Here is a 12,093-nt window from a genome sequence, read left to right as displayed (position 1 = left end):
ATGCTGACGATTATGATAGGCACAGGGGTAAGGTGTGGGGAATTGATTGGTCTTACATGGAAAGATGTGGACACAAAAGCAAGGACGGTCAGCATAGACCATCAGCTCATTTACAAAAATCTGGGTGATGGCTGCCGCTTTCATATATCAGCTCCAAAGACAGATTCGGGTATCCGCACCATTCCCATGACGCAAGACGTTCTTAGGGCATTTGAGGAACAGCGAAAAATCAACTTCATGCTAGGCAAAGGAAAAGATGTTGAGGTTGAGGGATATAAAGGGTTCATCTTTATGGCAAAGACGGGCAGACCGTTAATGCCGAGTGCGGTCAATAACGTGTTATATAACATAGTAGACGCCTATAACAAAGAGGAAGTAAAAGCCGCTAAGAAAGATCACAGAAAAGCAGAACTGCTCCCGAAAATCTCCGCTCATATCATGCGCCATACAGCTTGTACCAGAATGGCAGAGTGCCGGATGGACATAAAGGTATTACAGTATATCATGGGTCATGCACATATTGACGTGACTATGGAGGTATATAACCATCTGGGCGACAGGGCAAGGATTGAAAACGAGATTGCAAAGCTGGACAGCATGGCGGTGAACTTCTGACACCAGAAAATAAAAATTGGTGTCAAATTGGTGTCAAAACAGAAAAAATGACAATTTCAAGAGAAATAGATAGCTGCAAACCATTGATTTTAAAGGGTTTGCAAAAAAAATCAAAAATTGTTAGCACTCAAGGGTTGACAGTGCTAATAAAATATGTTATAACACATGTATAACAAATAAAACAGTTACAACAAACCAATTTCAGATAAAAACCAAGGAGGTATGACTTATGTTACTTAGAAACAGAGCGTATGATTTATTTGATGAGATGTTCAAGGACACATTTTTCAATCCGTCTTATACGGAAAGCAGAACTGTCCAGGTGATGAAGACAGACATCCAGGAAAAGGAGAATCATTATCTGGTGGATATTGAACTGCCGGGGTATGCCAAAGAAGATATTAAGGCAGAATTAAAAGACGGCAATCTGACAATTACAGCAGTGAAAAATGAAAATAAAGAAGAGAAAGACGAGGCAGGAAAATATATCAGAAGAGAACGTTACAGCGGATCCTGCAAACGAACCTTTTATGTGGGGGATCAGGTAAGGCAGGAAGATATTCAGGCGGGATTCCAGGATGGTATTTTAAGGCTCAGCATTCCCAAGGAGCCGGTTTTGAAAGACGATCAGCCAAAGCTGATTTCAATCCAGTAATCTGCCAGGGGGATGTTTCCCTCTGATGCAGTTTATTATATAGAAACAAGTAGTATTGCGGCTAACGCCGCCAGTCAGTTATTTTCAAGGAGGTATGACTTATGTTACTTTCAAACAGAGCTTTTGATTTATTTGATGAATTGTTCCGTGACCCGTTCTTTAGCAAACCATTTTCAGACAACACGTCCCAGATCATGAAGACAGATGTTCAGGAAAAAGACAATCACTATCTGGTTGATATGGAGCTGCCGGGGTATGCGAAAGAGGATGTAAGGGCAGAACTGAAGGATGGATATCTGACAATCACCGCGAATAAGAATGAGAACAGGGATGAAACGGATAAGGATGGCAATTATATCCGCAGAGAACGTTTCACAGGTACCTGCAAACGAACCTTCTATGTGGGGGACAGCGTTCGTCAGGAAGATATACAGGCGGGATTCCAGGATGGTATCCTGCGTCTGATGATTCCCAAAGAAGCTGCCGGGAGAATTGAGGAGCAGCCAAAACTCATTACGATACAATAAAAACAAAATGCATAAATGTGATACGGGATGTCCTGCTGAAGACTCAGCGGGACATCATATTTTTTACCATTTTTATAAAATCCAGAGCGTAAAGGGGCATATAGGAACCCTTGCGGTATGCAATGCTCAAAGTGGTGCTAATGCGGGGTTTGCCTACTGAAAAGCATACGGGAGGTGTCTGAAAATGCATATTTTTGATATAACTCTCCGGTGCAAAACATATGCCCAGATCCTGCAGGACCAGTAGAACTGCCGCCTGGGTATTTCTGGTATGAAGAAAAACGGTGGGACTGATTTTGTGTTTTCGAAATAGATCAAGAGCAATTCTTCCGGTGGTCTGTTCCGGAAAATGCAAAATGAAGTTGTCGCTGGCAAAAAGTGCGAGATCTATATAGGGATAGGGGCTGTCCGGTCCGATAACGCCCAAAGATGCAAACGGATGACGGGGAGACACCACAAGTACGATTTCTTCCTCGCCCAGAGATTCATACGTGAGTTTGGGATGGGGAGAGGATTCATTAAAAATAGCAAAGTCAATCTGGTCATCCAGCAGGAGTTTTTCCTGTATGGCATAAGTCTCTTCCAGGCAATTGATCCGGATATGAGGATATTTCTGGTAAAAAGCAGGGAGAATAGTGGGAATCATACAGGAACTGCGCATCAGGGGAAAGGCAATATTCAGTTCCCCTTCATTGCACTGGGTAATGTCTTTTAATTCTTTTTCCCAATCCTGATTGAGCGCCATCATTTTCTTCGCATATGCCAGATACCGCTTCCCGGCATGTGTGGGGATATAACGGTTATCAACCCTGCCGAAAAGTTTGCAGCCTAATTGTTTTTCCAGCTTCTGCAGGTACTTGCTCAGCGTAGGCTGGGAAATATACAATTCCTGCGCAGCCTTTGTGATATTCTGGTGTTTTGCAATGCATAATATATAGTCAAATTCTTTGATATTCATGGGATACCTCATTATAAAGATAGAGTTTACCTGCATACGATAGTTTGCTGCAGTTACCATAAGCCGTTATTCACTTTTGGAATAATCATTATGGTAAATAGGAATTGGACATGCTTTTATCCTTATCATACAATAGATATAGAAAAGAAGCAAGTCGAATACCCCCAGCCAGCTCTGACGATACATCAAACTTGTAACGCAGGAAGCAGCAGGGGAATAAAAGCACGTAAAAGGAGAGAAGAAAATGAAACAATGGTTGGAGAAGCAGTTTCAGTTGTCAAAGTACCAAACGAATTTGAAAACAGAGTTGATTGCAGGTGTTACCACATTTGTCACAATGGCGTATGTATTGGCAACAGTACCGAATATGCTGAGTTCAGCAGGACTGGATAAGCATGTGATGCTGACAGCGATGGTACTGCTGATTATTTTGACCAGCGTGGCAATGGCTATTTTTACAAATCGTCCGTTTGCGCTGGCGCCGGGGCTTGGCAGCGTTGGAATTGTTACGGCAATGATACAAAATGACGGTATTTCCCCTGAGATTACAGCAGGTGTAATTTTTCTAAGCGGTGTATTGTTTATACTGGTTACATTTTTGGGGCTGCGGGAAGCAGTTGTAAAAGTGATACCCATGAGCCTTAAACATGCAGTCAGTGCCGGAATCGGTCTGTTTATTGCACTGCTGGGTGCAAAGAGCTGTGGTCTGATCATTGCAAATGAGAGCAAGAAAAGCTTGGCATTTGGAGATCTTGCTTCTCCGGAAGTAATCGTAACGGTGATTGGGTTTATTATTCTTCTGGTGATGAAAGTACGTAATGTTGCAGGAGGAATGATTTTAACCATCTTGATTACCACCATTGTGGGAATCCCATTTGGTGTTACAAAGCTGCCGGAGAGCATCCTGTCTATGCCGGCTAATATCGGAACCCAGTTCTTAAATATCGATATTGCAGGGGCACTGAACTTCGCGTATATACCATTCTTAATAGCACTCTTTGTACCGGATTTCTTCTCTACCTTTGGTACGGTTCTGGGTGTTGGGGCAAAAGCGGGATATCTGGACAAAGACGGGAATCTGCCGGGGATTGACCGCTGCTTTAAAGTGGATGCAATTGCAACCAGCTTTGGCGCATTATTTGGCATGCCCAGCATGACGACCTATCTGGAATCCTCCGCAGGCGTAGAGGCTGGTGGAAAGACAGGACTTACGGTAGTTGCAACTTCAGCCTGTTTTGCCCTTGCTTTATTCTTCGCACCGGTTGCATTGATGATACCATCAGCAGCAACGGCGCCGGTATTGATTTATATTGGAATCGGAATGTTAAGCGCCATGAAGAATATTAAATATGAAGAAATTACAGAGAGCATCCCCGCATTTGTCTGTGTGACATTTACGATCTTTGCCAATAACATTGCAAATGGTATCTGTGCTGCAATTCCTACGTATTTTATCATGAAAATCGCATCAGGCAAGATCAGAGAAATCTCTAAGGTAATGTATATTCTGGTTATTGTATGCCTCTTGTATTTTTATACCATTGTATAGGAGATATATATGGAAAATGTGGATTTAGTAATTCGAAATGGGAAAGTATTTAACAGTTATCTGAAGTGTTTCCGAAGGGCGGATGTGTATGTGCTGGACGGAAGAATTTATTATATTGATGTGAAAGAAAATGGGAAGACGGAAATTACTGCCGAAAAAGAACTGGACGCTTCCGGTTATTATATAATCCCCGGATTGATTGATATTCACATGCATATCGAAAGTTCTATGATGACGCCCCGGACATTTGCCGGTTTTGCCGGAAAGTGCGGTGTTACTACCGTTGTCTCTGAACCTCACGAGATGGCTAATATTAAAGGACTAAACGGAATTTATGAAATGATGGCGGATGGCGGGCATGCACCCATTGATATCTTCTATGGCATTCCCAGCAGTGTACCATCTACCAATGAGAATCTGGAGACAACCGGTGAGATTATTGACTGTCAGGCGATGAAAGAATTGCTTGAGAGAAAAGAGGTAATCTGCGTTGGAGAAATTATGAATTACAGACAGATCATCCGGGAAAATGATCTTGAGATTACAAAGTTTTTAAAATATCTGCGGAAAAAAGATCCCAATTTTGTCATTGAAGGACATTGTCCCTCCCTTACAGGGCTGGACCTGGCTAAATTCCTCTATCTTGGCATTGACGGAGATCATACGGAGCATACCCTGGAAGAAATACAGCAGAGATTCGAAAATGGAATGTTTGTGGAATTGCAGGAGAAGATGTTAAGGCCGGAAATTCTGGATTATATCCGGGAAAACAGGCTTTATGAACACTGCGGATTTGTAACGGATGATACAATGGCGGATAAGCTGTATGAAGAAGGACAGCTGAATAAGGTACTTGAGGAAGCAATTCGCATGGGGTTCCCCACAGAAGAAGCAATTTACTGCGGGACCTATACCAATGCAAGAAGGATGAACCTCAGGGACAGAGGAGTGCTGGCACCTGGAAAAACAGCCGATTTTGCCCTGATTACCGGATTTGACAGTTTAGAACCGGATTATGTATATAAAGATGGAAAGCTTATTGCATCTAAAGAACAGGCTGGAGGAAAGCTGGCGAGGACAATTCAGCCGGAAGAGAGCCAGCCAGGAGAGAGTCAGCCGGAAGAGAGCCAGCCAGGAGAAAATCAGCAGGCAGGGAATCGACATATCTTCCCGGAGGATTATTATCACAGCGTCTGCATTCCGGTACTTAAACCGGAAGATTTCCAGGTTTGTGTCAAGCTGAAATCAGGAAGTGTACAAGTCCGGGTCATTGAGGTTTCAAATGGTAGGACGCAGACCAGTGAAAAAATAGTATCTATGCCTGTCAGAGATTATAAGATCTGCTGGGAAGGGACCGGATGCCTTCTTGCTATGGTACTGGAGCGTTACGGTAAAAACGGGAATATCGGTTATGGCTTTGTCACCGGGGACTGTCTGAAAGAAGGAGCGTCGGCGTCAACCTATTTCCATGACCATCACAATTTATTTGTAATAGGAGAAAATGTCCGGGATATGCAGGCTGCTGTGGAAAGAATCCAGGAGCTTCAGGGTGGAATTCTCACCGCTTTTCAGGGGAAAATCAGCGCAGAACTACCACTCCCGGTAGCTGGCATACTGTCAGACCGCCCAGTTGATGAAATTGGTCCGGCGCTGAAGAAAGTGCGAAACAGCCTTTTTCAACTGGGGTATCGCCATTACAATCCGGTCATGTCTCTCTGCACATTGGGGCTGCCGGTTAGCCCAGCACTGAAACTGACCGACAGAGGGCTGGTGGATGTGATAAAGGGAGAGATTGTTGAACTGGTGATCAGTTAGAAAACAGGGTATCAGTGAATTAAAAGAGAATAGATGAAGTAGATATGTACTCACGGAGAAGATCTGGTGGATCTTCGCTGTGGGTATTTTTATGTGTATGTTATAAGAGGGAGAGTGTGGACAAGACAGAGGCTATGGGATGTGATATAGATACAGAGAAAAAGGTATTACGTGAATATAGCAAAAAATAGCAAAAAATATCATAGAATTTGTTAGAGATCTGTATTTACTCTAAAAAACCGGAAAGGACACCGAATAATAAAAAATGCATATGATTCTATATAACGAATATTATATGGGTGGTGAATTTGTTTTATGCATTTTTTATCTGCATTTTTATTTGCAATTTCCGCTAATCTGGATAATCTGACGATTGGCGTTGCATATGGTATAAAACGTATTAAGATAGAACCGGAAAGTAATCTTGTAATTGCGTGTATCACAGCGATTGGTACATTTTTGTCCATGTCTCTGGGATCACTGTTTACCGAAATCATAAGCACAGAGACAGCAAATCTGATTGGATCGTCTATTCTTGTTTTTGTGGGAGGACTGTTTATAGCTGAATTTATCTGGAAAGAGTTTAGGAAGAACCGGGTGAAATCGGGTTCGGAAGATAATCAGAAAAAGGATAAAACCTGGCTGAAAAAAAGCATGGAAGAAGGAGATAAGGACGGATCCGGAAACATTGATATGCGTGAGGCAGTTACATTGGCATTAGCACTTACCGTAAATAATATAGGACTTGGGATCGCTGGGAGTATTACCGGTCTATCCGTGTTCTGGACTTCCGTTTTTACGCTTTTAGTAAGTTACTTTTTTATATCTGCCGGGCAGCGTTTTGGCAGAGGATGTCTGTCAAGGATATTTGGTAAGTATGCAACGGTTGTATCCGGACTGATTATTTTTGGCATGGGTTTATATGAAATGTTTGTCTAGTAATACAGCTAATCTGTCAGCTGGCCGCAAAACTGGTATTTTCTAACCTTTCCGAAGCACTTTTTGGCGGCACGCAGGTATTCGTTCCGAAATCCTGATGGATTTCGCATCTCATTGCCCGCTTAGTATCCGATGGAAGCCATCGAATACTATCCGCCAAAAACACTTCGAAATCCCTGACCCGAACATCCTGCTATCTCTTTTTTCTAAATATCTGAAATTTTTCGGGCAATGTCAGGAAAATCTGTTATAATCGCATCAACTCCCAGTAACATTATTTTTTTCATCTGTTCTTTTGTATTGACTGTCCACACGTGCAGAGGCAGATGGTATCTCTTACAATCCTCCAGAAAATCAGGATACTGAAGAAGATAGGTTGCGGGATGCAGGGCATTAACCCCTATGTTATTGCCGTAAGCGGGAACATTGATCCAGCCGTCTTCATAGAGAAGCCCGGTGCTGACAGATGAATCCAGCTCTTTTAGAGATTTTAAGGTATAGTGGTTAAAGGAGGAATAAATAATTCGTTCTTCCATCTGCATTTCTCTGGCAAGTTTCAATGCCTTTTCCTCTATTCCGGGATAAAAACAGATGCTGGTTTTAAGCTCGACATTCACGGTAAGGTTTGTGGGGGATATCAATTCATACACTTCTTTTAAGGTGGGAATACATGCCTTTGTAAATTCGGGATGTGTTCTGTTAAAAGGTAATTGTTTTAATTCCTTAAGGGTATAGTCCTTAATCCAACCATTTTTACCGGTTACGCGATTAATTTTTTCATCATGTGCAACGACGATTTCTCCGTCTTTTGTCAGTTGTATATCCAGTTCAATACCATCAGCATTCTGGTGAATTGCAAGTTCAAATGCTTCCAGCGTATTTTCAGGTGCATAACCGGAAGCACCTCGGTGTGCCCAGATCTTTGTTTTCATAATGAAACCTCACTCATATATTTTGGCTGTTCATATACATTTGTGTATGAATGCTTTGGTTCATTATAGTACTCTTTGGAAAGAGATACAATTATATTTTATGGGAGGATAATAAAAAATGTCTGTGGTACTTGGGATGAGCAATATCCTGTTGGATGGTACTAATGCAGTCAGTTCTGCTTAAACGTTCATAAATGAATGATCTGGAACGTCCGGTACAGGAACAAAACAGATGATAACATGCCCAGATCATTAGAAATGGAATGAAAATCAGGTATAGTGTTCCAAATCGTAGAATACATTGCTGCAGTGTAAGTCTATTTTCTGCATCACAGGAAGAAATTCGGATTTTCAGCAGCCATTTTCCAGGAGTATAGCCATCTGTAAGATAAGTACACAGCACAAAGTAAAAAACTGGAAGGAAGAAACAGGCAGCAAACTGGATCAGGAAAAAGACTGGTGGCATAAAGGTTGTCAGAATTACAGTTGGTACACCGATAACAGCAAGGATGGTCCAGTCAAGGACAAAGGCGGCAAGCCTTCTGCAAAAAGAGACGTGTAACCCCTTTTCGTATGCAATTTTATCCAGATGTTCTCTGCTTGGCAGCAATCGCATAATTATTGCGGATGAGATATAGCCAAGCATTCCGCCTCCGGTGTTCAGCATCAGATCATCTACGTCGAATAACCGGTATCCCCTGGGATAAATTCCATATAATCCGCTTAACTGTGTAAGTTCAAAGAACAGGCTCAGAGAAAAGCTGATCAGTAATACTTTTTTCCAGCTGCATCTGAAATAATACCGAAGGTACACACCCAGAGGCAAAAAAAGCAGGATATTAAATAGGACTTGTAAAAAGCAGTTTTGTGTCAGTGCATTCAACCAGGTTCCTGGTGAAGAGATCCGAAAAGTTGTTTCTCTTAAGAAATCCCTTACAAACTGGAACGGAACGAGCTGAGTCTGGGGACCTGTGTATCCGGCTACCTCGCTAATGGAGGGAAGCGGCAGTATTACAAGAAAATACATGCATAACAGGTACAGTACAAAGGAGTATATGATCACGGACCGGAACAGCGGTATGGAGCCATATTTTCGGTATTGATAAATCATGTATGGAAATGTAATTATAATTGCGAGTAATGGAAAAACTGCAATAGCTTCTTTAATTGGGATCAGGTATATATTCATAATATAGCACCGCCTTTCTTGCCTTAATGATATCAAAATGAATTATTGGGTGCCATAATTGCAGCTTACATTTTAAGAAGATAACTTACAATTTTGTAAGCCGGATACTTCAGGTCCTGGATCATCGTCATTTATCTGCATTCTTTATATAGAAAGATCAGTGGAAAAAAGCAAAAATGATAAAAAAGTGAAAAATACAAACAAAATATTGTAAAGAGAAACCAGAGTTTGTATGCTATGATTTTTTATAAATATAAAATTTCGGGTGATGCTTTGCTGTAACTGTGTTTCCCGGCAAAAAAGGAACGGAGGATTGTTATGAAGAGAAAGAATGGATTTGCCAGAGGCGTCAGCTTAATGTTGTCTGTGGCATTGGTGCTAAACACAATCGTGATGCCGGTATCGGCATCCGGATATAATGAAGCGGCGGTATCAGCCGGCGGTCAGGTGCTGGAAACAGAATATGAGCAGTCAGAGAACCGCGGAACAAAAACAGAGATTAATCAGCCTGAAGGTGCTGAAATGGAGAATAAATCAGAAATAGGAATAGAATCAAATCCAGTTATAGACTTAGATTCAGGTATAGCTACAGACACAGACACATGCATAAATTCCGTTACTGAGGCAGAAATTGATTCAGACAAATTTGCAGAAACAGAGACAGAAACAGAGACAGAAACAGAGACGGAGTCAAACGGCGGACAAGGGACCACAACTAAAAAAGAAATGGATGTTGACGCCCTAACCGTAACCGGGAATGAATCAGGCTTGGGACAGGAGCCGGAAAACGTGACCGAAGAAAACAACGTAAAGGCTTTGGCAGATATGGAAACCGGGTTATTTGGTGAGATTTTCAATACAGAGGGTTATCGCGGGGGTTCAATTGAACTCTTTAATTTTGAAAATAAAACGGGAGAGCAGATTTTTCCTTCCTTAAGTGGACAGAATCTAAGACCGGTATTTGATAAATATAATGGAAATAAAGGGGACGAGCAGTTTGCTACAGCCAGATTCACCGGAAAAATAAACGTAGAAAAAGCTGGAGATTATAAATTCTTTGGCTGGGGAGATGACGGATTCCGGATATGGATTGACGGGAAAATGGTCATTGATTTCTGGGTACAGGAATGGGAAAAGGAACAGACCAGTAAAGAGGTTGCTTTAAGTGAAGGATTGCATGATATAAAGATCGAATATTTACAGGGGTGGGGCGGTGCTGTTCTAAAGCTTTCGTGGGAATCCATAAACGCAAATATAGCGAAGGAAGTAATTCCGGAAAAAGTTTTTTATCATGTTAAAACTCCGGCTGATGCAGGTTTAACGGCTCAGTTTTATAAAGTAAACGGTAAGCCCTCCAGTATTACATCCTTTGGATTTGCTGGTGAACCGGTGAATCAGGTTTTACCAAATCTTGATGGACGGGAAGGTTTAAAAGAAGCAATAGAGCTAAGTAATGGAAGCAGTGAATATGCTTCTGCAATTATTCACGGGTATATAACACCCCAGGAGAGCGGTGATTATGAATTTGTAATGAACGGGGACGATGCATTTCGTTTTTGGATCAATGATGAGCTTAAGATTAACTCGTGGAAACTTCATTCAGACCAGACCAAGATCAGTGAGCCGGTACATATGGAAAAAGGATTTCTTTACAAAATCAGAATTAATTATGCACAGGCCGATGGAGATGCTAATCTGAACCTATCCTGGAAGAAGGAGGGAGGTCAGGCGCAGGTTGTTCCGGCAGAGTGTTTTCGGCAGGCGGCAAAAGCAATCCAGGGAGAAACAGCAGCGGAAGACCAGCATGGACTTCTGGCAGAAGTTTACGGAGACATCTTTTTGGAAGAAAAAAAAGGTGAAGTAATTGCACCAGTACTTGATAAATCACTTTCCATTAAAAAAATATTATCCCAGTATAACGGTTCGGAAGAATATGGTTCTTTCCGTTTTAGCGGACAGGTAAATGCAGAAGAAGCAGGTGATTACACCTTTTATCTGATTGGAGATGATGGTTTTCGCCTTTGGGTAAATGATGAACTGGCAATTGATTTCTGGGAATCGAAGTGGGATAAGCAGCAGGTAAGTCAGCCAATTCATCTAAATGAGGGCAGAAATGATATTCGTATTGAATACTTCCAGGGGTATGGCGGAGCTTATATTATGCTGGAATGGATGAAACCCGGAGCAGAGGAAAAAGAAGTAATTCCAACGGAAAACCTTTATCCGGCAAATACAAAAAAAGGTTTAATCGGAGAAATCTATCAGGAAAATGGAGGCGGTCAGATAAAACTGGCTGAGGTATTGGCGAATGAGGTGTCATCAGAGCAGTTTTCATTAAATTCCCTGGTCAGCTATTACGAGGGAAATGAGAACGCACCGGCAAATGTAGAATTAAACGGTAAAATTAAACCCCATGTATCCGGAACCTATGAATTGGCATTTGGGGCTTCCGGTAACTATCAGGTGTATTTGAATGATGAAAAAATTATTTCTCAAAATGCGGGAAATGTATATAAAGAAGCCCAAAGCGGAAAAGTTGAACTGAAGAAGGGAATCTATTATAATCTTACGGTTATTGCAGAGAATCTGAATCTTAAGGAAGATATGAATCTGTCCTGGACATTGGATGGGGTTAGATCCGTGATTGGAGAAGATCAGTTATATGCACCGGAAGCAATGTGGTATGAAAATGTTACGGCGAGAGAAAAATTATATGTGGGTCTCACAGAGGCAGCTGCTCTTCGTAAAAATACGGAAGCGGGAACCGGTGAAGGTCAGATTGCAAAAGAGCATATGGATAAGTTTGCTGCTGTTATTGATGAAATAGCAGCAGATGCAAAGGATTTTGATATCATAGCATCTGTTCTGAAAGTGGACACCAATAAGATCACCGATGCAGTGGCTGAATTTAAAT

10 protein-coding genes are annotated in these 12,093 nt (G+C 41.7%); 7 read left to right on the top strand and 3 right to left on the bottom strand.

Annotation, left to right across the window (positions count from 1 at the left end; translation table 11 throughout):
* From ACH2DQ_RS11840 to ACH2DQ_RS11830, 3 genes are all read left to right on the top strand, one after another.
* Positions 1-615, top strand: a 615-nt coding sequence (locus tag ACH2DQ_RS11840) for a site-specific integrase (RefSeq protein WP_395026848.1), incomplete at its 5' end; no start/stop codon positions are given.
* Positions 616-844: 229 nt separating this feature from the next.
* Positions 845-1,270, top strand: a complete 426-nt coding sequence (locus ACH2DQ_RS11835; RefSeq protein ID WP_394913902.1) for an Hsp20/alpha crystallin family protein — start codon at positions 845-847, stop codon at positions 1,268-1,270.
* A gap of 101 nt (positions 1,271-1,371) precedes the next feature.
* The gene (locus ACH2DQ_RS11830) at positions 1,372-1,797 is read left to right on the top strand and encodes an Hsp20/alpha crystallin family protein (protein ID WP_394913901.1); all 426 of its coding nucleotides are present in this window, start codon (positions 1,372-1,374) and stop codon (positions 1,795-1,797) included.
* Positions 1,798-1,840: 43 nt separating this feature from the next.
* Here the strand turns inward: ACH2DQ_RS11830 and ACH2DQ_RS11825 are convergent, their stop codons facing one another.
* Complete coding sequence (locus ACH2DQ_RS11825) at positions 1,841-2,755, bottom strand: LysR family transcriptional regulator (RefSeq protein ID WP_394913900.1); 915 nt, start codon at positions 2,753-2,755, stop codon at positions 1,841-1,843.
* Between the two features lie 244 nt (positions 2,756-2,999).
* Here ACH2DQ_RS11825 and ACH2DQ_RS11820 point away from each other — a divergent pair, with 244 nt between their 5' ends.
* The 3 genes from ACH2DQ_RS11820 (at position 3,000) to ACH2DQ_RS11810 (ending at position 7,058) form a co-directional block, all read left to right on the top strand.
* Positions 3,000-4,304: an NCS2 family permease gene (locus ACH2DQ_RS11820; protein ID WP_394913899.1), complete on the top strand. Its 1,305-nt coding sequence runs from the start codon at positions 3,000-3,002 to the stop codon at positions 4,302-4,304.
* Positions 4,305-4,313: 9 nt separating this feature from the next.
* The gene (locus tag ACH2DQ_RS11815; protein WP_394913898.1) at positions 4,314-6,119 is read left to right on the top strand and encodes an adenine deaminase C-terminal domain-containing protein; all 1,806 of its coding nucleotides are present in this window, start codon (positions 4,314-4,316) and stop codon (positions 6,117-6,119) included.
* A 315-nt stretch (positions 6,120-6,434) separates the two neighbouring features.
* The gene (locus ACH2DQ_RS11810) at positions 6,435-7,058 is read left to right on the top strand and encodes a manganese efflux pump (protein WP_394913897.1); all 624 of its coding nucleotides are present in this window, start codon (positions 6,435-6,437) and stop codon (positions 7,056-7,058) included.
* A gap of 206 nt (positions 7,059-7,264) precedes the next feature.
* Here the strand turns inward: ACH2DQ_RS11810 and ACH2DQ_RS11805 are convergent, their stop codons facing one another.
* Together ACH2DQ_RS11805 and ACH2DQ_RS11800 are read right to left on the bottom strand one after the other, a co-directional pair.
* Positions 7,265-7,990 (bottom strand): glycerophosphodiester phosphodiesterase, encoded by a 726-nt coding sequence (locus ACH2DQ_RS11805; RefSeq protein WP_394913896.1) that lies wholly within the window; start codon positions 7,988-7,990, stop codon positions 7,265-7,267.
* Between the two features lie 91 nt (positions 7,991-8,081).
* On the bottom strand, positions 8,082-9,179 hold the full coding sequence (locus tag ACH2DQ_RS11800) for a VanZ family protein (RefSeq protein ID WP_394913895.1): 1,098 nt from the start codon (positions 9,177-9,179) through the stop codon (positions 8,082-8,084).
* 318 nt (positions 9,180-9,497) lie between these two features.
* Between ACH2DQ_RS11800 and ACH2DQ_RS11795 the strand changes: the two genes are divergently transcribed.
* Positions 9,498-12,093, top strand: a 2,596-nt coding sequence (locus ACH2DQ_RS11795; RefSeq protein WP_395026843.1) for a PA14 domain-containing protein, incomplete at its 3' end; no start/stop codon positions are given.

The sequence above is a fragment of the Robinsoniella sp. genome (genome assembly GCF_034124845.1).
This window is presented reverse-complemented; position numbering and strand designations above follow the sequence as displayed.